The sequence below is a fragment of the Methylosinus sp. LW4 genome (genome assembly GCF_000379125.1).
In the GTDB taxonomy this organism is placed as follows: Bacteria; Pseudomonadota; Alphaproteobacteria; order Rhizobiales; family Beijerinckiaceae; genus Methylosinus.
In genome coordinates this window covers 1835019-1856870 of sequence record NZ_KB900626.1, presented here as the reverse complement: position 1 = coordinate 1856870, position 21852 = coordinate 1835019, and the positions used below count along the sequence as shown (strand labels likewise).

The 21852-nt window shown below is 64.7% G+C and carries 21 protein-coding genes and 1 tRNA gene; 17 read left to right on the top strand and 5 right to left on the bottom strand.

Features of this window, described 5'->3' with window-relative positions; all coding sequences use genetic code 11:
* The 15 genes from nuoF (at position 1) to ssb (ending at position 15131) form a co-directional block, all read left to right on the top strand.
* Entirely contained in the window at positions 1 to 1305 is a 1305-nt protein-coding gene (gene nuoF / locus METLW4_RS0109435) for an NADH-quinone oxidoreductase subunit NuoF (RefSeq protein WP_018265963.1), read from the top strand.
* Between the two features lie 9 nt (positions 1306 to 1314).
* Positions 1315 to 3378 (top strand): NADH-quinone oxidoreductase subunit NuoG, encoded by a 2064-nt coding sequence (gene nuoG / locus METLW4_RS0109430; RefSeq protein WP_018265962.1) that lies wholly within the window; start codon positions 1315 to 1317, stop codon positions 3376 to 3378.
* A 10-nt stretch (positions 3379 to 3388) separates the two neighbouring features.
* Positions 3389 to 4408: an NADH-quinone oxidoreductase subunit NuoH gene (gene nuoH, locus METLW4_RS0109425; RefSeq protein WP_018265961.1), complete on the top strand. Its 1020-nt coding sequence runs from the start codon at positions 3389 to 3391 to the stop codon at positions 4406 to 4408.
* Positions 4409 to 4420: 12 nt separating this feature from the next.
* Positions 4421 to 4909: an NADH-quinone oxidoreductase subunit NuoI gene (nuoI, locus tag METLW4_RS0109420; protein ID WP_018265960.1), complete on the top strand. Its 489-nt coding sequence runs from the start codon at positions 4421 to 4423 to the stop codon at positions 4907 to 4909.
* Positions 4910 to 4958: 49 nt separating this feature from the next.
* Positions 4959 to 5561, top strand: coding sequence for an NADH-quinone oxidoreductase subunit J (locus tag METLW4_RS0109415; protein ID WP_026191389.1), 603 nt, complete (start codon positions 4959 to 4961; stop codon positions 5559 to 5561).
* Positions 5562 to 5574: 13 nt separating this feature from the next.
* Entirely contained in the window at positions 5575 to 5883 is a 309-nt protein-coding gene (gene nuoK / locus METLW4_RS0109410) for an NADH-quinone oxidoreductase subunit NuoK (protein WP_018265958.1), read from the top strand.
* A 6-nt stretch (positions 5884 to 5889) separates the two neighbouring features.
* Positions 5890 to 7935, top strand: a complete 2046-nt coding sequence (gene nuoL, locus METLW4_RS0109405) for an NADH-quinone oxidoreductase subunit L (protein ID WP_018265957.1) — start codon at positions 5890 to 5892, stop codon at positions 7933 to 7935.
* On the top strand, positions 7935 to 9446 hold the full coding sequence (locus METLW4_RS0109400; RefSeq protein WP_018265956.1) for an NADH-quinone oxidoreductase subunit M: 1512 nt from the start codon (positions 7935 to 7937) through the stop codon (positions 9444 to 9446). The genes nuoL and METLW4_RS0109400 overlap by 1 nt, the downstream gene beginning before the upstream one ends.
* 13 nt (positions 9447 to 9459) lie before the next feature.
* A complete protein-coding gene (gene nuoN, locus METLW4_RS0109395) occupies positions 9460 to 10893 on the top strand; it encodes an NADH-quinone oxidoreductase subunit NuoN (RefSeq protein WP_026191388.1) in 1434 nt (477 codons plus the stop codon).
* 5 nt (positions 10894 to 10898) lie between these two features.
* Complete coding sequence (locus METLW4_RS0109390; protein WP_018265954.1) at positions 10899 to 11702, top strand: biotin--[acetyl-CoA-carboxylase] ligase; 804 nt, start codon at positions 10899 to 10901, stop codon at positions 11700 to 11702.
* Positions 11699 to 13369, top strand: coding sequence for a ribonuclease J (locus METLW4_RS0109385; protein WP_018265953.1), 1671 nt, complete (start codon positions 11699 to 11701; stop codon positions 13367 to 13369). Before METLW4_RS0109390 ends, METLW4_RS0109385 begins: the two co-directional genes overlap by 4 nt.
* A 40-nt stretch (positions 13370 to 13409) precedes the next feature.
* A complete protein-coding gene (gene mce, locus METLW4_RS0109380) occupies positions 13410 to 13814 on the top strand; it encodes a methylmalonyl-CoA epimerase (protein WP_018265952.1) in 405 nt (134 codons plus the stop codon).
* A 46-nt stretch (positions 13815 to 13860) separates the two neighbouring features.
* Entirely contained in the window at positions 13861 to 14094 is a 234-nt protein-coding gene (locus METLW4_RS0109375; RefSeq protein WP_018265951.1) for a DUF1467 family protein, read from the top strand.
* Between the two features lie 116 nt (positions 14095 to 14210).
* A tRNA-Lys gene (locus tag METLW4_RS0109370) sits at positions 14211 to 14286 on the top strand.
* 323 nt (positions 14287 to 14609) lie between these two features.
* Complete coding sequence (ssb, locus tag METLW4_RS0109365; protein WP_018265950.1) at positions 14610 to 15131, top strand: single-stranded DNA-binding protein; 522 nt, start codon at positions 14610 to 14612, stop codon at positions 15129 to 15131.
* Positions 15132 to 15232: 101 nt separating this feature from the next.
* On the opposite strand, the gene METLW4_RS0109360 is transcribed toward ssb, so the two are convergent.
* The 5 genes from METLW4_RS0109360 to METLW4_RS0109340 all read right to left on the bottom strand — a co-directional run bounded on the left by METLW4_RS0109360 (position 15233) and on the right by METLW4_RS0109340 (position 19088).
* The gene (locus tag METLW4_RS0109360) at positions 15233 to 17290 is read right to left on the bottom strand and encodes a YgiQ family radical SAM protein (RefSeq protein WP_018265949.1); all 2058 of its coding nucleotides are present in this window, start codon (positions 17288 to 17290) and stop codon (positions 15233 to 15235) included.
* Between the two features lie 63 nt (positions 17291 to 17353).
* Positions 17354 to 17674 (bottom strand): type II toxin-antitoxin system RelE/ParE family toxin, encoded by a 321-nt coding sequence (locus METLW4_RS0109355; RefSeq protein ID WP_018265948.1) that lies wholly within the window; start codon positions 17672 to 17674, stop codon positions 17354 to 17356.
* Positions 17671 to 17952, bottom strand: a complete 282-nt coding sequence (locus tag METLW4_RS0109350) for a ribbon-helix-helix domain-containing protein (protein WP_026191387.1) — start codon at positions 17950 to 17952, stop codon at positions 17671 to 17673. The genes METLW4_RS0109355 and METLW4_RS0109350 overlap by 4 nt, the downstream gene beginning before the upstream one ends.
* An 81-nt stretch (positions 17953 to 18033) precedes the next feature.
* A complete protein-coding gene (locus METLW4_RS0109345; RefSeq protein WP_018265946.1) occupies positions 18034 to 18432 on the bottom strand; it encodes an ArsR/SmtB family transcription factor in 399 nt (132 codons plus the stop codon).
* Positions 18429 to 19088 (bottom strand): peroxiredoxin, encoded by a 660-nt coding sequence (locus METLW4_RS0109340; protein WP_018265945.1) that lies wholly within the window; start codon positions 19086 to 19088, stop codon positions 18429 to 18431. Before METLW4_RS0109340 ends, METLW4_RS0109345 begins: the two co-directional genes overlap by 4 nt.
* A gap of 90 nt (positions 19089 to 19178) precedes the next feature.
* Between METLW4_RS0109340 and METLW4_RS0109335 the strand changes: the two genes are divergently transcribed.
* Both METLW4_RS0109335 and METLW4_RS0109330 read left to right on the top strand, forming a co-directional pair.
* Entirely contained in the window at positions 19179 to 20099 is a 921-nt protein-coding gene (locus METLW4_RS0109335; RefSeq protein ID WP_018265944.1) for an MBL fold metallo-hydrolase, read from the top strand.
* Between the two features lie 53 nt (positions 20100 to 20152).
* Positions 20153 to 21844 (top strand): bifunctional protein tyrosine phosphatase family protein/NAD(P)/FAD-dependent oxidoreductase, encoded by a 1692-nt coding sequence (locus METLW4_RS0109330; RefSeq protein ID WP_018265943.1) that lies wholly within the window; start codon positions 20153 to 20155, stop codon positions 21842 to 21844.
* The last annotated feature ends 8 nt before the right edge of the window (positions 21845 to 21852 follow it).

Sequence of the window (21852 nt, the reverse complement as noted above, 5' to 3'; positions counted from 1 at the left end):
ATGCTCGCCGACAAAGACCGCATCTTCACAAATCTCTACGGCATAGGCGACAAGAGCCTCGCCGGAGCCCGCTCGCGCGGCGCCTGGGACAACACCAAGGCGCTGCTGGAGCTCGGCCGCGACAAGATCATTCAGGAGGTCAAGGATTCGGGGCTGCGCGGCCGCGGCGGCGCCGGCTTCTCCACCGGCCTCAAATGGTCCTTCATGCCCAAGACGCCGGATCCCTTGCGTCCGTCCTATCTCGTCATCAACGCCGACGAGTCGGAGCCGGGCACCTGCAAGGATCGCGAGATCATGCGCAATGATCCGCATACGCTGATCGAAGGCGCGCTGATCGCCTCCTTCGCCATGGGCGCACACGCCTCTTATATCTATGTGCGAGGCGAGTTCATCGCCGAGCGCGTCGCGCTGCAGAAGGCGATCGACGAGGCCTATGAGGCGCGCCTCATAGGCAAGGACAATATTCACGGCTATCCCTTCGATCTCTACGTCCATCACGGCGCCGGCGCTTACATCTGCGGCGAGGAGACGGCGCTGATCGAGAGCCTCGAGGGCAAGAAGGGCATGCCGCGCCTGAAGCCGCCGTTCCCGGCCAATGTCGGCCTCTACGGTTGCCCGACGACGGTCAATAATGTCGAATCCATCGCCGTCACGCCGACGATCCTGCGTCGCGGCGCGAGCTGGTTCGCCGGCATCGGCAAGCCCAACAACACGGGCACCAAGCTCTTCTCCATTTCCGGCCATGTGAACAAGCCGTGCAATGTGGAAGAGGCCATGTCCATTCCCTTCCGCGAGCTGATCGATCGCCATTGCGGCGGCGTGCGCGGCGGCTCGGACAATCTTCTCGCCGTCATTCCCGGCGGCTCCTCGGTGCGCCTCGTGCCGGCGGACCAGATCATCGACTGTCCGATGGATTTCGACAGCCTCGTCAAGCTCGGCTCGGGCCTCGGCACGGCGGCCGTGATCGTCATGGACAAGTCCACCGACATCATTCGCGCCATCGCCCGCATCTCTTATTTCTACAAGCATGAGAGCTGCGGCCAATGCACGCCCTGCCGTGAAGGCACGGGCTGGATGTGGCGCGTCGTCACCCGAATGGCGGAAGGCCGCGCGCACAAGCGCGAGATCGACATGCTGTTCGACGTGTCGAAGCAGATCGAGGGACACACGATCTGCGCGCTCGGCGATGCGGCGGCTTGGCCGATCCAGGGTCTCATCAATCATTTCCGTGGCGAAATCGAGAAGCGCATCGATCGTTATGCGGCTAATCCGCATCCCGATCCTGTGCGCGTGGCGGCGGAGTAAGGCATTCCAATGACCAGAATTCTCGTCGATGGCGTCGAGGTCGATGTTCCGGCCGAATATACGCTGCTGCAGGCCTGCGAGGAGGCTGGCGCCGAGGTGCCGCGCTTCTGCTTCCATGAGCGTCTGTCGATCGCCGGCAATTGCCGCATGTGCCTCGTCGAGGTGAAGGGCGGCCCGCCCAAGCCGCAGGCCTCCTGCGCCATCGCGGTCAAGGATCTGCGTCCCGGCCCAGACGGCGCGCCGGCGGAAGTCTTCACCAAATCGCCCATGGTGAAGAAGGCGCGCGAAGGCGTGATGGAGTTTTTGCTGGTCAACCATCCGCTCGACTGTCCGATCTGCGATCAGGGCGGCGAGTGCGACTTGCAGGATCAGGCGCTCGCCTTCGGCGGTGACAGCTCGCGCTATGCCGAGAACAAGCGCGCGGTCGAGGACAAATATATTGGTCCGCTCGTCAAGACGGCGATGACCCGCTGCATCCATTGCACCCGCTGCGTGCGTTTCACGGCGGAGATCGCCGGCACCAGCGACATGGGCGCGATCGGCCGCGGCGAGGATATGGAGATCACCACCTATCTGCAGACGGCGATGACGTCGGAGCTGCAGGGCAATGTGACCGATCTCTGTCCCGTCGGCGCGCTGCTGCCCAAGCCGCAGAATTTCCGCGCTCGTCCGTGGGAGTATCAGAAGACCGAAACCATCGACGTGCAGGATGCGCTGGGCTCGGCGATCCGCGTCGATGCTCGCGGCCGCGAGGTGATCCGCATTCTGCCGCGTCTCAACGAGGCGGTGAATGAGGAGTGGATTTCCGACAAGACCCGCCAGGTTGTGGATGGTCTGAAGGCGCAGCGCCTCGATCGCCCCTATATTCGCGAGAACGGCCGGCTGCGTCCCGCGACTTGGCAGGAGGCGCTCGCCACTGTCGCCGCCAAGACCAAGGCGACGAAGGCCGAGAAGATCGGCGCGCTCGTCGGCGATCTCGCCGCGCTCGAGGAGATCTACGCGCTGAAGCTCCTCGTCGAGGGGCTCGGCAGCGCTAATCTCGACGCGCGTCAGGACGGCGCCAAGCTCGATCCGCGCTTCGGACGCGCCTCCTATCTCTTCAACGCCACCATCGCCGGCGTCGACGAGGCGGATTCGCTGCTGATCATCGGCTCCAATCCGCGCAAGGAAGCGCCCGTGCTCAATGCGCGCATCCGCAAGCGCTGGCTGAAGGGCGATTTCCACATTTCGCTGATCGGCGAAAAGGCCGATCTGACCTATGATTACGATTATCTCGGCGCCGGCCCCGACGCTCTGGCGCGCTTCGTCGAAAGCGCGCCGACGGGCTCCGCCAAGCGCCTCGTGCTGATCGGGCAGGGCGCGCTGGCGCGTCCCGACGGCCGCGCCATTCTGGCGCTCGCCGCTCAGGCGGCCAAGAAGCATGGCGGATTGTCGGAAGGCTGGAACGGCTTCAGCGTGCTGCATACGGCGGCGTCCCGCGTCGGCGCGCTCGATCTCGGCTTCACGCCGGGGCAGGGCGGCCTCGATGCGGCGGAAATCGCCAAGGCCGGCGCGCTCGATCTCGTCTTCAATCTCGGCGCCGATGAGATCGCGATCGAGCCGGGCGCCTTCGTCGTCTATATCGGCACGCATGGCGACAAGGGCGCGCATCGCGCCGACGTCATTCTGCCGGGCGCGGCCTATACGGAAAAATTCGGCCTCTATGTGAACACGGAAGGCCGTGTGCAGGAGGCGCTGCGCGCGACCTTCCCGCCGGGCGACGCCCGCGAGGATTGGGCGATACTGCGCGCGCTCTCTGGCGCTCTCGGCGCGCCGCTGCCCTTCGATTCGCAAAAGCAGCTGCGCGCCAAGCTCGGCGAGGCGCATCCGCATCTTCTGCGGCTCGATCAGATCGGCTCCGCCTCGGCGGCCGATCTCGAGGCGGTGGCGCTGCAGCCGGCGACCGCGTGGAAGGACGATTTCGCGCCTGCGATCACGGATTTCTATCTCACCAATCCGATCGCGCGCGCCTCGGCCACAATGGCGGAATGTTCGGCGCTGGCGCTGGATCGACTGAAGCAAGCGGCGGAATAGGAGCAAGGACGTGATCGACGGCTGGCTGCTGAACCTTCTCCTGATCATCGTGAAGAGCGTCGTTCTGACGGTCGTTCTGCTGGTCTACCTCGCCTATGCGATCTACATCGACCGCAAGGTCTGGGCCGCCGTGCAGCTGCGCCGCGGACCCAATGTCGTCGGACCCTGGGGCTTGCTCCAGAGCTTCGCCGACATGCTCAAATTCGTGCTCAAGGAGCCGGTGATCCCGGACACGGCCAATAAGGGCGTGTTCCTGCTGGCGCCTTTCGTCACGGCCATGCTCGCCGTCGCCGCCTGGGCCGTCATCCCCGTCAATGACGGCTGGGCGGTCGCCGATCTCAATGTCGGCATTCTCTATATTTTCGCCATCTCCTCGCTCGGCGTCTATGGCATCATCATGGGCGGCTGGGCGTCGAACTCCAAATATCCCTTCCTATCGGCGCTGCGCTCGGCCGCGCAAATGGTGTCCTACGAGGTCTCGATCGGCTTCGTCATCATCACCGTTCTGCTCTGCGCCGGCTCGCTCAATCTCACCGAGATCGTGCGCGCGCAGGATTCGCAATATGGCATTCTCGGCTGGTATTGGCTGCGCCTGCTGCCGATGTTCATCATCTTCTTCATCTCGGCGCTGGCCGAGACGAACCGCCCGCCCTTCGATCTGGTGGAAGCCGAGTCGGAGCTGGTCGCCGGCTTCATGATCGAATATTCGGCGACGCCCTACATGCTGTTCATGCTCGGCGAATATGTGGCGATCCTGACCATGTGCGCCTTGCTGACGATCCTCTTCTTCGGCGGCTGGCTGCCGCCGGTGAACATCGCGCCCTTCACCCTGATCCCGGGCGTCATCTGGTTCGTCCTCAAGGTCACATTCTTCTTCTTCTTCTTCGCCATGGTGAAGGCCTTCGTGCCGCGCTATCGCTACGACCAGCTCATGCGGCTCGGCTGGAAGGTGTTTCTGCCCATCTCGCTCGTCATGGTCATCGTCGTCGCCGGCATTCTGCAATTCGCCGGCTCGGCGGGCGCGAACTAAGGGAGTGACGTCATGAAGCTCGATTCTGCGGCCAAGTCGCTCTTCCTCGCCGAGTTCATCGCCGCCTTCTTCCTGTCGATGCGCTACTTCTTCAAGCCGAAGGCGACGCTCAACTATCCGCATGAGAAGAACCCGATCTCCCCGCGCTTTCGCGGCGAGCATGCGCTGCGCCGCTATCCCAATGGCGAGGAGCGCTGCATCGCCTGCAAGCTCTGTGAGGCGATCTGCCCGGCGCAGGCCATCACCATCGAGGCCGGCCCGCGCCGCAATGACGGGACCCGCCGCACGACGCGCTACGACATCGACATGGTGAAATGCATCTATTGCGGCTTCTGCCAGGAGGCCTGCCCGGTGGACGCCATCGTCGAGGGGCCGAACCAGGAGTTCGCCGTCGAGACGCGCGAGGAGCTCTACTACAATAAGGAGCGCCTGCTCGAGAATGGCGCGCGCTGGGAGCGCGAGATCGCGCGCAACATCGCGCTCGACGCCCCTTATCGCTGAGAAGCAACGAGAGCCGGACGCAACGAGACGCTCGAGAGAGGACGACAAAGTGGCTGTGGCATTCTTCTATCTTTTCTCGGCGGTGCTGATCGCATCGGCTTTCGCGGTGATCGTCTCGCGCAATCCGGTTCATTCGGTGCTCTATCTCATCCTCGCCTTCGTCAATGGCGCGGGGCTCTTCCTGCTCGCCGGGGCCGAATTTCTCGCCATGATCCTCGTCGTCGTCTATGTCGGCGCGGTCGCAGTGCTGTTCCTCTTCGTGGTGATGATGCTGGATGTCGATTTCGCCGAGCTGCGCCAGGGCTTCAGCAAGCATCTGCCGGTGGGCGCTGCTGTCGGCGCCGTGGTGCTCGGCGAGCTCGGCCTGCTCGCGCTCGGCTGGCAGAGCGCGCCCGGCGCGAAGGAAGCCGCTGCGGCGCCGATCGTCGCCGGCGTCTCCAACACGGCCGCGCTCGGGCAGGTGCTCTACACGAAATATTTCCTCTTCTTCCAGGCGTCGGCCCTGGTGCTGCTCACCGCCATGATCGGCGCGATCGTGCTGACGCTGCATCACCGTCCCGGCGTCAAGCGGCAGAAGATCGAGGAGCAGAACGCGCGCACGCGCGACAATGTCATCGAGATCAAGAAAGTGCCCTCGCGGGCGGGCGTCTGAGGGGATCGCAGCAATGGTCGTCGACCTCACCCATTATCTCGTCGTCTCGGCGATCGTGTTCACGCTCGGCGTCGCCGGCATCATTCTCAACCGCAAGAACATCATCATCATATTGATGTCGGTCGAGCTGATCCTGCTGGCGGTGAACATCAACCTCGTGGCCTTCTCGGCCTCGCTCGGCGATCTGACCGGCCAGGTCTTCGCCCTGTTCATCCTCACGGTGGCGGCGGCGGAGGCGGCCATCGGCCTCGCCATTCTCGTCACCTATTTCCGCAACCGCGGCACGATCGCGGTCGAGGACATCAACTCTCTGAAGGGCTGAGCGCCGATGATCCAAGCAATCGTCTTTCTGCCGCTCATCGGCTTTCTCATCGCGGGCCTATTCGGACGGCGCATCGGCGCGCGGGCGTCCGAGCTCGTGACGACGACGCTGCTGTTCATCGCCTGCGGCTTCTCCTGGATCGAGTTTTTCGACGTCGCGCTCGGCCATGGCCATGCGAGCGCGCCGGTGCTCGCCAATTGGTTCACCTCGGGCAAGCTCAGCGTCGATTGGGCCTTGCGCGTCGACTCGCTGACCGCCGTCATGCTGGTCGTCGTGACCAGCGTCTCGGCTCTCGTGCATTTCTACTCGATCGGCTACATGCACGAGGATCCGGCTCGTCCGCGCTTCTTCGCCTATCTGTCGCTCTTCACCTTCGCCATGCTCTCGCTGGTGACGGCCGATAATCTCGTGCAGATGTTCTTCGGCTGGGAGGGCGTCGGCCTCGCGTCCTATCTCCTCATCGGCTTCTGGTATCAGAAGCCTTCGGCCAACGCCGCCGCCATCAAGGCCTTCGTCGTCAACCGCGTCGGCGATTTCGGCTTCGCGCTCGGCATTTTCCTCATCTTCCAGCTCACCCAATCGCTGAGCTTCGAGCAGGTGTTCGCCGCCGTTCCCGGCATAGCCGGCCATAAGATTCATGTGTTCGGCGCCGATTTCGACGCGCTGACGCTGGCCACCTTCCTGCTCTTCATCGGCGCGATGGGCAAATCCGCGCAATTCCTGCTGCACACCTGGCTGCCGGATGCGATGGAAGGCCCGACGCCGGTCTCCGCGCTCATCCATGCCGCCACAATGGTGACGGCCGGCGTGTTCATGGTCGCGCGCCTGTCGCCGATCTTCGAATATGCGCCGGACACGCTCGCCTTCGTCACGCTGATCGGCGCCATCACCGCCTTTTTCGCGGCGACCATCGGCCTCGTGCAGAACGACATCAAGCGCGTCATCGCCTATTCGACCTGCTCGCAGCTCGGCTATATGTTCGTGGCGGAAGGCGTCGGCGCCTATTCGCTCGGCGTGTTCCATCTCTTCACCCACGCCTTCTTCAAGGCGCTGCTGTTCCTCGGCGCGGGCTCGGTCATCCATGCGATGCATCATGAGCAGGACATGCGGAACATGGGCGGACTGTGGAACAAGATTCCCTTCACCTTCGCCATGATGACGATCGGCACTCTGGCGCTGACCGGCGTCGGCATTCCGGGAACCGAGTTCGGCTTCGCCGGCTTCTTCTCCAAGGACGCCATCATCGAGGCGGCCTTCGCCGCCGGCGAGCATCGCAGCGTCGCCTATCTCGCCTTCATCTCGACGGTGGTGGCGGCTGGCCTCACCTCCTTCTATTCCTGGCGTCTCGTCTTCATGACCTTCTTCGGCAAGGCGAAGGAGTCTCATGCGGACGCTCACGCCGCGCATGGCCACGACGATCACGCGCATGCGGACGCTCACGGCCATGACGATCATGCCCATGACGCTCACGGCCACGGCCATCATGCGCCGCACGAGTCGCCGATCGTCATGCTGATCCCGCTCGCTGTTCTGGCGGTGGGCGCGGTGGCGGCGGGCGCCGTGTTCATCGGCGATTTCGCCGGCCATGGCTATGACGAGTTCTGGAAGGGCGCGCTCTATACCGGCCACGACAATCACATTCTCCACGCCATGCATGAGATCCCGCATTGGGTGTCCTATGCCGCGACGGTGATGATGATCCTCGGCTTCCTCGGCGCTTTCTTCGTCTATCAGCTCGCGCCCGGCACGGCGCAGAAGATCGCGCACGCCTTTCCGCGGCTCTACCGTTTCCTGCTCAACAAATGGTATTTCGACGAGCTCTATGACGCGATCTTCGTGCGTCCCGCCTTCGCGCTCGGTCGGCTGCTGTGGAAGGGCGGCGACGGACGCATCATCGACGGGCTCGGCCCGGACGGCATCGCCGCTCGCGTCGTCGACGGCGCCCGCCTCGCAGTGAAGCTGCAGACCGGCTATGTCTATCACTACGCCTTCGCCATGCTGATCGGCGTCGCGGCGGTCGTCACCTGGTTCGTCGCAGGAGGTCTGCGCTGATGTTCGGCTTCGGCATTCTCACCGGCCTCACTTTTCTGCCGCTGGTCGGCGCGGCCTTCATCCTCACGCTGAAGGGCGAGAGCGAGGCGACGCTTCGCAACGCCAAATGGGCGGCGCTGCTGACGACAGTCGTCGTCTTCCTGCTCTCGCTCGTCGTGTGGGGGCGTTTCGACACGGCGAGCGCCGCTTTCCAGCTCGTCGAGGAGAGGGCCTGGTTCGGCTCCGGCCTCACCTATAAAATGGGCGTGGACGGCTTCTCCATTCCCTTCGTGCTGCTGACGACCTTCCTGACGCCCTTCGCCATTCTCGCCTCCTGGGAATCGGTGAAGTTTCGCTTGAAGGAATATCTCGTCGCCTTCCTCGTCCTCGAGACGCTGATGATCGGCGTGTTCTGCGCGCTCGATCTCGTGCTCTTCTATCTCTTCTTCGAGGGCGGCCTCATTCCGATGTTCCTCATCATCGGCATTTGGGGCGGCAAGCGACGCGTCTACGCCAGCTTCAAATTCTTCCTCTACACGCTGGCCGGCTCGCTGCTGATGCTGATCGCCATTCTGGCGATCTACGGCAAGACGGGGACGACGGACATCGTCACTCTGCTCGAGACGAAATTCCCGCCGTCGATGCAGATTTGGCTGTGGCTCGCCTTCTTCGCCTCCTTCGCGGTGAAGATGCCCATGTGGCCGGTCCACACCTGGCTGCCGGACGCCCACGTCGAGGCGCCGACCGCGGGCTCGGTGATCCTCGCCGCCATCCTTCTGAAAATGGGCGGCTATGGCTTCATCCGCTTCTCTCTGCCTATGTTCCCGGACGCGTCCGCCTATTTCGCGCCGCTCGTCTATGCGCTGTCGGTGATCGCCGTCATCTACACCTCGCTGGTGGCGCTGGTGCAGGAGGACATAAAGAAGCTCATCGCCTATTCGTCGATCGCGCATATGGGCTTCGTCACAATGGGCCTGTTCACGCTGACGACACAGGGCGTGCAGGGCGCCATGTTCCTGATGATCTCGCATGGCTTCGTCTCCGGCGCGCTCTTCCTCTGCGTCGGCGTCATCTATGACCGCATGCATACGCGCGAGATCGCGGCCTATGGCGGCCTCGTCAATCGCATGCCGCTCTACGCCGTGACCTTCATGATCTTCACCATGGCGAATGTCGGCCTGCCGGGCACCTCCGGCTTCGTCGGCGAGTTTCTGACGCTCGCCGGCGCCTTCGTCGCCAATAGCTGGGTGGCGCTATTCGCGACATCGGGCGTGGTGCTGTCGGCGGCCTATGCGCTCTATCTCTACCGTCGCGTGGTGTTCGGCGCGCTGGAGAAGCCGTCGCTGCAGACGATCAGCGATCTCTCGGCGCGAGAGCTCGTCCTCTTCGTGCCGCTCATCGCGCTGACCATCTATTACGGCGTGCGGCCGCAGCCGATCATCGACGCCTCCGCGGCCGCCGTCGCCAATCTCCTGCAATCTCACACGGCCCTGGCCAATGCGGCGCATGTCGTCGCCCAGGCCGCTCAATGATCGGTCGCTGACGATGTCGTTCTCAACCGCCCTCGCGCATCACTTCCTGCCGGAAACCATCCTCGCCCTCGGCGTATTGGCGCTGATCCTCATCGGCGCCTGGCGCGGGACGCGCGCCTTCGGCCTCGTCAACGAGCTCGCGGCGGGGCTGCTCGGCCTCGCCATTCTGGCGCTGTTCTTCGGCCAGACTTCGGAGGCCTCGCTCTTCGAGGGCGCCTTCGTCGATGACGCTTTCGCGCGTTTCGTCAAAGTGCTGACGCTGATCGGCTCGCTCGTCACCATACTGATGTCGCGCGACTATCTGCAGCGCGCCAAGCTCGGCAATTTCGAGTTTCCGGTGCTGGTGATTCTGTCGACGATCGGAATGCTGCTGCTCGTCTCGGCGGATAATCTCATCGCGCTCTATCTCGGCATAGAGCTGATGTCGCTGGCGCTCTATGTCGTAGCCGCCTTCGACCGCGACGACGCCCGCGCCTCGGAAGCCGGCCTCAAATATTTCGTGCTCGGCGCTCTCTCCTCCGGCATGCTGCTCTATGGCGCCTCACTGCTCTACGGCTTCTCGGGGACGATCTCCTTCGACGGCATCGCCAAGGCGATCACCGGCGCGCCGCCGCTCGGCGTGATCTTCGGACTCGTCTTCGTGCTGGCCGGGCTCGCCTTCAAAATGTCGGCCGCGCCCTTCCATATGTGGACGCCGGACGTCTATGAGGGCGCGCCGACGCCCGTCACCGCCTTTTTCGCCTCGGCGCCGAAAATGGCCGCGGTCGCCATCACGGCGCGCATCGTCGTCACCGCTTTCCCCGGCATTGTCGCGCAATGGCAGCAGATCATCATCTTCCTCGCCATCGCCTCCATGCTGCTCGGCTCCTTCGCTGCGATCGGGCAGACCAGCATCAAGCGCCTGATGGCCTATTCCTCGATCGGCCATATGGGCTTCGCCCTGGTCGGCCTCGCGGCGGGCAATGAGGCGGGCGTGCGCGGCGTCGCCATCTATCTCGCCATTTATCTGGTGATGACGCTCGGCGTCTTCGCCGCCATTCTGCAGATGCGCGTCGAGGGTCGCCCGGTCGAGAAGATTTCCGATCTCTCGGGTCTTTCGCGCAATAATGGGACGGCGGCCTTCTTCCTCGCCATGCTGATGTTCTCGCTCGCGGGCGTGCCGCCGCTCGCCGGCTTCTTCGCGAAATATTACGTGCTGCTGGCGGCGGTGGACGCCGGGCTCTATCCGCTCGCCATCATCGGCGTGCTGGCGAGCGCGATCTCCGCCTTCTATTATTTGCGCGTCGTCAAGGTGATCTATTTCGACGAGCCGGCGCCGGCTTTCGATCAATCGCCTCTGTCGCTGCGCGCGGTGCTCGCCGTGTCGACCGTGTTCCTGCTCGGCTTCTGGCTCTATCCGGCTCCCGTGGTCGAGGCCGCGACGGCCGCCGCCAAGTCGCTGTTCTGAGCCCGATGGAGGGCGTGAGGCTCGGCGACCGCGCGCTCTCGCGCGGGGTTCGTCTCGAGATTTACGACGAAATCGACTCGACCAATGACGAAGCCAAGCGTCGGGCCGAGTCGGGCGATCCTGGTCCCTTGTGGGTCGTCGCCGCGCGACAGACCAAGGGGCGCGGCCGCCTCGGCCGCAATTGGGGCTCGATCGCGGGAAATCTCCACGCGAGCCTGCTCGTCTCCGGCTTCGGCCCGGCGGCGCTGGCGCCGCAGCTCGGCTTCGCCGCCGGCCTCGCGACGATCTCCGCTTTGATCGAGGCGACCGGCGCCGCCGAAAGGCTCGCGCTCAAATGGCCCAATGATGTGCTGCTCGATGGAGAGAAGCTGGCGGGCATTCTTCTCGAAGGCGTTCAGCCGGCGGGGCAGGGCGCGCCCTTCGGCTGCGTCATCGGCATAGGGGTCAATTGCGTCGCCGCGCCAGCCGATCTTCCTTACCCGGCGAGCGATTTGTCGCGATTGGGCGGTCTTTCGGCCGGCGCGCTGCTTGCTTTGCTCTCCGACAAAATGGAGGAGACGCTGGCCCTCTGGGCGGGCGGCTCGGGCTTCGCGGCGCTTCGCGAGCGCTGGCTCGGGCATGCCGCGGGATTGGGCGGGGAGATCGAGGCGCGTCTTCCGCGCGAGACGGTCTCCGGCCTTTTCGAGACCATAGACGCCGACGGGCGCCTCATTATTTCGACCCGCAGCGGCCGTCGCGCCATAGAAGCGGGAGACATCTTCTTGCCGGCCCTCGCGGCGGCCCGGCCCGAGCCGGAGCGTGGCCGATGAATGAGGAAGTGAGCGAATTCGTCTTTGCGCCTTTGGGCGGTCTCGGCGAGATCGGCATGAACGCCGCTCTCTATGGTTTCGGCCCGCCGAAGACGCGCAAATGGCTGATGGTCGATTGCGGCCTCGCCTTTCCCGGCCCGGAGCTGCCCGGCGTCGATCTCTTGATGCCCGACGTCACTTTCGTCGAGAAGATTCGTCGCGATCTCGTCGGGCTGGTGATCACCCACGCCCATGAGGATCACATAGGGGCGCTTTCCTTCCTCTGGCCCAAGCTCGGCTGCACCGTCTATGCGACGCGATTCGCCGCGAGCCTGCTGGAGGCGCGCCGCCTGCAGGAGGCGGGGTCGCCGAATATAAAGGTCATCACCGTGGCGACGGGCCAGCGTCTCGACATCGGCCCCTTCGACGTGGAATTCGTCGCCGTCGCGCATTCGATTCCCGAGGCCAATGCGCTGGCGATCCGCACGCCGGCCGGCCTCGCGATCCACACGGGCGACTGGAAGATCGACCCCGAGCCCGGCGTCGGCCATCGCATCGACGCCGCGCGGCTCACGGCGCTCGGCGACGAGGGCGTCGACGCGCTCATCTGCGATTCCACCAATATTCTGCGCGAGGGCGACAGCTTTTCCGAGAGCGATGTGGCGCAGACGCTGCGCAAGCTCATCGGCGACGCCGAGCAGCGCGTGCTGGTGACGACCTTCGCCTCCAATGTCGCGCGCATTCGCGCCGTGGCGGAGGCGGCGCAGGCGGCCGGGCGCAGCGTCGTCATCGCCGGCCGCGCCATGGAGCGGGTTATTCAGGTTTCGCGCGAATGCGGCTTTCTCGACGGACTGCCGCCTTTTCTCTCGCTCGACATGTTCACAGCCCTGCCGCGCGACAAGATCGTGGTGCTGGCGACCGGCAGCCAAGGCGAGCCGCGCGCCGCCATGGCGCGCGTCGCCGAGAAGGAGCATCCGGTCATCAAGCTCGCGTCCGGCGATACGGTCATTTTCTCCTCGCGCGCCATTCCCGGCAATACGCGGGAGGTGCATCGGGTCGTCAACAAGCTCTGCGACCAGGGCGTCGAGGTCATCACCGATCACGATCATCTCGTCCATTGCTCCGGCCATCCGCGCCGCGGCGAGGTCGCGCAGCTCTATGATTGGGTGCGGCCGCGCATATCGGTGCCGGCGCATGGCGAGGGGCATCATCTCTCCGTCCACGCCGCCTTCGCCAGGAGCAAGGGAGTGGAGGCGACGATCGGCGCCCGCAATGGCGACATCGTGCGCCTGTTTCCGGGCGCGCCGGCCATTGTCGGCAAGGCGCCGACCGGGCGCCTGCTGAAGGACGGCGACGTGCTGGTCTCCGAGGATGACGGCGCCGTGCGGGAGCGCGCGCGGCTGAGCTTCTCCGGCGTGGTGTCGCTGGCGCTCGCCATCGACAAGCGCGGCGATCTCGTCGGCGATCCCGACGTTCTGATCTCCGGCCTGCCCAAAAAGGGGCGCGACGGCGCGGATATGGGCGAGGTGGTGGACGACGCCATCTTCCGCACCTTCGACAATCTGCCGCGGCAGAAGCGGCGGGATTTCGACGCCGCCGCGACGGCGGTGGAGCGCGCCGTGCGCGCCAGCGTCAATGCGGTGTGGGGCAAGAAACCGCAAGTGCATGTATTGATCATCGAGGCGTGATGACGCATTTAGGTCTCTGGAGAAATTTCAGGGAAACGTCATGATCGGACGCTTGAATCATGTGGCCATCGCCGTCTCGGACCTCGCGGCGGCGACGGCGACATATAAAAATACGCTCGGCGCCAAGGTCTCCGAGCCGGAGTCTCTTCCCGAGCACGGCGTCACGGTCGTTTTCGTCGAACTGCCCAACACCAAGATCGAGCTGCTGCAGCCGCTCGGCGAAGGATCGCCGATCGCCGGCTTCGTCGCCAAAAATCCGGCCGGCGGCATTCATCATCTCTGCTATGAGGTCGATGACATTCTGACGGCGCGCGACCAGCTGAAAGCCGCAGGCGCGCGCGTGCTGGGCGATGGTGAGCCGAAGATCGGCGCCCATGGCAAGCCGGTGCTCTTCCTGCATCCGAAGGATTTCAACGGGGCCCTGGTCGAGCTCGAGCAGGCCTGAACGAGCGAGGGCCGAAGCCCGAGCGAAAGGTCGAGGAGCGCGGATCTTGCCATTCACGACGCCGCTCGCCGTGGCGATCTATCTGACGATCTGGTGGATCGTGCTGTTCGCGATCCTTCCTTTCGGCGTCCGCTCCTCGGAAGAGGAGGGCGACACGCCGGAGGGAGGGGATCCGGGCGCGCCCGTGGCCCCCAAGCTGTGGATGAAGGCCGTCGCGACGACGATCGTCTCGGCGGTCTTGTTCTGGCTGTTCGTGCTCTATGTGAAGTGGCTGGCATGAGGGAACGATCCGCTCGAGCCGGGGTTGACCGGCCCCTCGCCAACAGGTAGGGGTCGAGCCGCCGGGTCACGACGAGCCGCGCGGGCGCAGCCCCGCGGCGCGAAGCGAGTTCCAGCGAGCGCGTAGCTCAGTCGGTAGAGCATCTGACTTTTAATCAGAGGGTCATGGGTTCGAGTCCCATCGCGCTCACCACAACATTCATCGAAATGAGAAAATCGCCCCCCGGGGGCGGCGCGGTAGAGAAAGTTCTCGTCCGCGGGTCCGGTCGGGGCCTCGGTGAAACGACCATCCCGAATCGCTTCCGTCAAAGGCCGTCGCTTCCTACAGGAGGCCCGACGACGATCCTCGTCGACGGATCCTCAAAGAGCGATCCGTCGCGGCGTTGCGCGCCGGGGAGGGAGATGCTAGAACAAAAAAAGAACAGCGCGTGAATTGTGGACAAGGCGGCGGAACGCCTTCGCGCCCGCGCGTTTCGGACTAAGGTGCCGCGAGCATCATCGAGGCGGAGAAGCGTCATGGCGGTCAATAAGGTCATTCTGGTCGGCAATCTCGGCCGCGATCCAGAAGTGCGCACGCTGCCTTCGGGGGACCGCGTCGTCTCCTTTTCCGTGGCGACGACGGAGTCCTGGCGTGATCGCAACACGGGCGAGCGCAAGGACCGCACCGAGTGGCACAATGTGTCGATCTTCAACGAGAATTTGGGGAAGGTCGCCGAGCAGTACTGCCGCAAGGGCTCCAAAGTCTATCTCGAGGGCCAGCTGCAGTCGCGCGAATATCAGGATAAGGACGGCGTGCAGCGCAAAGTGACGGATGTCGTGCTGCAACGCTTCCGCGGCGAGCTTCAGCTGCTCGACAGCAAGGGCGGCGGCCGCAACGATGGCGATTACGAAGGCGGCGGCGGCTCCTATCAGTCGAGCGGCGGCGGCTCCAGCTTCGGCCGTTCCTCGCCGATGGAGCGTGCGCCCGCCGAGCGCTCGCCCGCGCCGGCCGGCGGCGGACGCCTGTCGGATCAGCTGGACGACGACATTCCGTTTTGAGTCTCGCGTCCGCTGAGCGCCCCCTCCCCAACCCTCCCCCGCTTTCGCGGGAGAGGGGGCAGAGTCGGCGCTTCATCGAGAGTTCGCGCAGCTCGAAGCGTTCAAGGCCCGCGCGAGCGCAGTCCATTCGTCCTGAATTCCCGCGACTGTGGCCGCGCGCTTTTCTGACCTGTGCGGCGGCCTTCGCCGGCCTTGCCGGTGCCCGCCGGTTGCCAGCCCGGCACGAGATGATGCTTGCCGGGGCCGATGAGATCGGCGCGGCCCATGGCTTTCAGCGCCTCGCGCAGCACCGGCCAATTCTCGGGATCGTGATAACGGAGAAAGGCCTTGTGCAGGCGGCGCTGGCGCAGGCCCTTCACGGCGTCGACCTTTTCCGACGCGCCGCGGCGCACCGGCTTCAGCGGATTGAAGCCCGAATGATACATGGCCGTCGACAGCGCCATGGGCGAGGGCAGATAGGTCTGCACCTGATCGGCGCGATAGCCGTTCTTCTTCAGCCACAACGCCAGATTCATCATGTCTTCGTCGCTCGTGCCGGGATGCGCGGCGATGAAATAGGGAATGAGGAAATATTGCTTCTTGGCCGCCTGCGCCGCGGCGTCGAACAGACGCTTGAAGCGGTCGTAGGAGCCTATGCCCGGCTTCATCATCTTGGAGAGCGGGCCGCTCTCCGTATGCTCGGGCGCGATTTTCAGATAGCCGCCGACATGATGCTCGACCAGCTCGCGCACATAGGCCGGGCTCTTGACCGCGAGGTCGTAGCGCACGCCAGAGGCGACCATCACCTTCTTCACGCCGGGAAGCGCGCGCGCCTTGCGATAGAGCTGGATCAGCGCGTCATGGCTGGTCTCCAGATTCTTGCAAATATCGGGATAGACGCAGGAGGGCCGCCGGCACAGCGCTTCGGTCTCGCGATCCTTGCAGGCGAGGCGATACATATTCGCCGTCGGCCCGCCAATGTCGGAGATGATGCCGGTGAAACCTTCGGTCTTGTCGCGAATCGTTTCGATCTCTTTCAGGATCGAGTCTTCCGAGCGCGATTGAATGATGCGGCCCTCGTGCTCGGTGATCGAGCAGAAGGAGCAGCCGCCGAAGCAGCCGCGCATGATCGTCACCGAATGGCGAATCATCTCCCAGGCGGGAATCGCCTGCGTGTAGGAGGGATGCGGCGCGCGTGCGAAGGGCAGGTCATAGACGCCGTCCATCTCCGCCATGGTCAGCGGAATGGGCGGCGCGGTGAGCCAAATGTCGCGCGTTCCATGACGCTGCGTCAGCGGCCGCGCATTGCCCGGATTGCTCTCCCGATGCAGCACGCGCGAGGCGCGCGCGTAGGATTCGGGATCATTGGCGACCTGCTCGAAAGCAGGCAGGCGAATGACGACAGTCTCGCTCTGCGCATCCTTGCGCATGCGGCCTTCGTCGGGCTCGTCGATGTCCTCGGCCGATGCCTCGAGCCAGCCCTCGGGCGTCGCGTCGCGCGTGAAGGCGAGGCCGCGCACATCGGAGAAATCCTGCGCCATGCCGCGCTTGGCGATGCGATGCGCCACCTCGACCAGCGCCCTCTCGGCGTTGCCATAGAGCAGCAGATCGGCCTTGGCGTCGAAGAGAATGGAGCGGCGGACCTTGTCCGACCAATAGTCGTAATGGGCGATGCGCCGCAGCGACGCCTCTATGCCGCCGAGCAATATCGGCGCATCGGAAAACGCCTCGCGGCAGCGCTGGGCGTAGACGATGACGGAACGGTCCGGCCTTTTGCCGCCCTCGCCGCCGGGCGTGTAGGAATCATTGTGCCGCAGCCGCCGGTCGGAGGTGTATCGGTTCACCATCGAATCCATATTGCCGCTGGTGACGCCGAAGAAGAGGTTCGGCTTGCCGAGCGCGCGGAAGGCGGAAGCGTCGCGCCAATCCGGCTGCGCGATAATGCCGACGCGAAAGCCCTGCGCCTCGAGCAGGCGGCCGATGATGGCCATGCCGAAGCTCGGATGGTCGATATAGGCGTCGCCGGTGACGAGGATGATGTCGCAGCTGTCCCAGCCGAGCGTCTCCATCTCGGCGCGCGACATGGGCAGAAAAGGCGCGACGCCGAAGCGATGCGCCCAATGCTTGCGATAGGAGAACAGCGGCTTGGCCGCGCCTCGGGTCTCGGCGGCTTTCGTCATGGTCTCGTGAATATCATGGAAGGCGGGTCGGATGCGAGGAGGCGCTGCGGCTGGATTCGCCTTTCATTCGTCGGCGATCGATAGCGAAGCTTCGAAATCCTGTCCGCCGTAAAAGACGCCGATGATCGTCACGAGGTCGGCTTCGACTGCGAAAGCGATCGTCACGCGGCGGCGAAAGCCGATCGTTCGCAGGCCCGGCCGCAAATCGTCGCGGCATGTCCCGCGCTCAGGAAAGCTGCGCAGATTTTCGCAATAGTCGACGATCGCGCCGGTGAAACGCTCGGCGATCGTCGGCGTGGCGCGGTCGGCGATCCAGCGATAGAGGGCGACGAGCTGCGTCTCGGCTTCGGGCGAGAAAATGACGCTATAGGACGAGGCGATCACGGGGTCGTTTTCGTCGTCCGCTCATGCTCGGCGGCGAGGGTCGTGCGGACTTCGACGGCGGATCGTCCGCGTGATGGATCGGCCTTCATCCTGTCATAGGCGGGCGCGACCTCCTGCAATAGCCAGCTCTCGACCGCGCGGTCGCGCGCCAGCAAAGCGCGCAGCCCGTCGCGAATGACCTCGCTTTCACTGGCGTATTCCCCGGATGACACCTTTGCCTTGACCATTCGAGCCATTTCGGTCGGCAGCGTCACGCTGAATTGCTGAGTGCTACGCATTGGTTCCCCCGATAATGCTCAATAGGATTTAACACTATCCTCGGCCGCGCGTCGAGGCGCCGCCGCCGCCGAGGCCAAGGGCTACACGATCTTCGCGAACGCCGCCGCGCCGGCCTTGCCCGGCGGCTCGCGCTCGGCCGGCGGCGCGCGCAGCGCTTCGGCGAGGGCGCCTTGGGGGTCGGCGGCTCCTTCGAAGATCGCCTCCACGCATTTGACGCAGAGCGTCACCTTGGCGTCGGCCAGGCGGTAGAAGACCTGCTTGGCGGCGCGGCGCGTTTCCACCAGCTCGGCGCGGCGCAGCTCGGCGAGCTGCTGGCTCAAGGCCGGCTGCTGAATCGCGGTCGCGGCCTCGATCTCGCCGACCGTGTGCTCGCCGGCGAGGAGATAGGACAGGATCATCAGCCGCTGCGGCTGCGCGAAAATCTTCAGCCTTTCGGCGGCCTCATTGGCGCGCTCACGCGATTCGTACAGTGCGGTCATTTGCCCGTATCTTTGCAAGTCCGATAGAACCAGCTGTCGGTCGCGCCGGGCGCGAGCGCGTCCTCAGCCGCGTTGGTCGGCGGCAGCAGAAGATCGCCGCCGGGCGTCCAGCCCTCCGGCGTCATCACCTCGCCGGAGGCCGCCTTCTTCAGCGCCGTGACGAGGCGCAGCATCTCCTCCACCGAGCGGCCGACCGTCAGCGGATACCAGGTGAGGGCGCGCACCACGCCCTGCGGGTCGATGTAATAGGTCGCGCGCATCGCCGAGGAATCTCGGGCGGTCTCGTCCAGCATTCCATAGGCGCGACCAATGGTCATGGTCGGATCCTCGACGATGGGGAAGGGGACGGTGACGCCGAAAAGGTCACGAATCGCCCGCACCCAGGCGAGATGCGAATAGAGGCTGTCGACCGAGAGCCCCAGCAGCGCGCAGCCGACCGCCTCGAAGCGCGGCGCGGCGCGCGCCAGCGCCACGAATTCGCTGGTGCAGACCGGCGTGAAATCCGCCGGATGCGAGAAGAAGATCAGCCAGCGGCCGCGGAACTGATCGAGACGAATCTCGCCGCCGGTGGAGCGCGCCTGAAAAACCGGCGCGAGATCGCCGACGCGCAGCGCCCGCACGCCCGTCGTCGAAGCCGGAATCGGTTCTTTTTCCATGGATTTCCTCTGCTCCCATTCCGAGCTTGACACAAGCTGACCATTTATTTACATATACAATGTAATTATGAAATTAAAGAGGAGGTCGCCATGACGGATGCAGCGCTAGAGCGCGCCAGGGAGCAAATCCTCGCCGCCGCGAAACGGCCCGCGGTCCAGGTCGAAACCTTCTTCGATGAACCGACGTTTACCGCGTCGCATGTCGTCTATGATCCGGCGACGCGCCGTGCGGCGATCGTCGACAGCGTGCTGAATTTCGACGCGGCGTCGGGCCGCACCTCGACCAAGGGCGCGGATGAGATTATCACTTACGTTAATAATGAAAGTCTTACGGTCGACTGGCTGCTGGAAACCCACGCCCATGCCGATCACCTTTCCGCCGCGCCCTATCTCCAGGCCGAGCTCGGCGGCAAGCTGGCCATCGGCCGCGAGATCACCACGGTTCAGAACGTCTTCGGCAAGGTCTTCAACTTCGGGACGGAGTTCGCCCGCGACGGCTCGCAATTCGATCATTTGTTCGTTGACGGCGAGACTTTCGCGATCGGCGAGATTCCGGCGATCACGCTGCATGTGCCCGGCCATACGCCGGCCGATGTCGCCTATGTGATCGGCGACGCCGCCTTTATCGGCGACACGCTGTTCATGCCCGACTATGGCACGGCGCGCGCCGATTTCCCCGGCGGCGACGCCCGCGCGCTCTACCGCTCCATTCGCCGGCTGATGACGCTGCCGGACGCGACGCGGCTGTTCCTCTGCCACGACTATAAGGCGCCGAACCGCGACTCTTTTGCCTGGGAGACGACGGTCGGCGCCGAGCGCAAGGGCAATGTCCATGTGCATGACGGAATCGGCGAGGAGGAGTTCGTCGAGATGCGCACGCATCGCGACGCGACCTTGGAGCTGCCGCATCTGATCCTGCCGTCGGTGCAGGTGAATGTGCGCGGCGGGCGTCTGCCGCCGCCGGAGGACAATGGCGCACGCTATCTCAAGCTTCCTCTGGACGTCTTCTGACGCCGCCCGCCGACACACAAAAAAAGCGAAGAAAAAAGAGGAAACGCATCGTCATGAGCTTCACGAGATTATCGTCCGCTTTTTCTGTTTCCCCCCAGATTTCCGAAGCCGATGTCGAGCGCGCCGCGCGCGACGGCTTTCGTCTCGTCATCGATTGTCGTCCCGATGATGAGGAGCCGGGCCAGCCCAATTTCCGCGACGTCGCCGAATGGGCGGCGAAGCATGGTCTTTCGGCGAGGCATGTTCCGGTGACGCCCTCGAATATAGACGATGCGTCCGTCGCCGATTTCGCTGGCGCGCTCGCGACCGCCGGCGGTCCCGCGCTCGGCTATTGCAAGAGCGGCCGGCGCGCGAGCGCATTTTGGGCGCTGTCTCAGGCCATGCCGCTCGGCGCCGAGGCGGTGCTCGCGGCGGCGAAAGAGGCCAGAGTCGATCTCGAGCCGTGGAAGACGCGCATCATTGCGCGCGGCGGCACGCCCGCGGGCGACCGCGGTCCGGGTTCCTATGATGTGGTGATCGTCGGCGGCGGCAGCGGCGGCGTCGCCGCGGCGGCGAGCCTGTTGAAGCGCCGGCCCTCGCTCTCCATCGCCATCGTCGAGCCGGCCGAATTTCACTATTATCAGCCCGGCTTCACCCTCGTCGGCGCCGGCGTGTTCAAGCCGGAAGTGACGAAGCGTCCGATGGCCTCGGTGATGCCGGACAGGGCGGTCTGGATCAAGAAATCCGTCGCCGAATTCGCGCCCGATTCCGATGAGGTCATTCTCGACGATGGCGCGCGGCTGCGCTATCGCGCTCTCATCGCCTCGCCCGGCATAAAGCTCGATTGGGACGCCATTCCCGGCCTCGTCGAGACGCTCGGCCGCAATGGCGTCACCTCAAATTACCGCGCCGATCTCGCGCCCTACACGCATTATCTCGCGCAGACTCTGCGCGGCGGACGCGCGCTGTTCACGCAGCCCCCGATTCCCATCAAATGCGCGGGCGCGCCGCAAAAGGCCATGTATCTCTCCTGCGACGCCTGGCGGCGCGCCGGCGCGCTGTCGAACATCGAGGTCGAGTTTCACAACGCCGGCGCCGCGTTGTTCGGCGTGCCGGCCTATGTGCCGGCGCTGATGGAATATGTGAAGCGCTACGGAATCGATCTGCGCTTCGAATCCAAGCTCGTCGCCGTCGATGGGCCGGCCAAGATCGCGACCTTCGAGGAGAAGGACGCCAATGGCGCCGTGGTGCGCGTGCAGCGCGATTTCGCGATGATGCACGCCGTGCCGCCGCAGCGCGCGCCCGATTTCGTCGCCAAAAGTCCGCTGGCCGGCGAGACCGGCTTCATCGCCGTCGATCCCGAGTCGCTGCGCCATACGCGCTACGGCAATGTCTTCGCGCTCGGCGACGCGATAGCGACGACCAACGCCAAGACGGCCGCCGCTGCGCGCAAGCAGGCGCCGGTCGTCGCCATCAATGTGCTCTCTGTGCTCGACGGCGAGGCGCCGCATGTCGGCTATGACGGCTATGGCTCCTGTCCGCTCACGGTGGAGCGCGGCAAGATCGTGCTGGCCGAGTTCGGCTATGGCGGCAGGCTGCTGCCGAGCTTCCCCAAATGGCTGATTGACGGCACACGTCCGTCGCGCGCGGCGTGGTTCCTGAAGGAGCGGCTGCTGCCGCCGATCTATTGGCGCGCCATGCTCAAGGGCCAGGAATGGCTCTGCGCCCCGCATATGATCGAAAGACGCGAGCAGCCCGCGGAATGAGGAGGGCC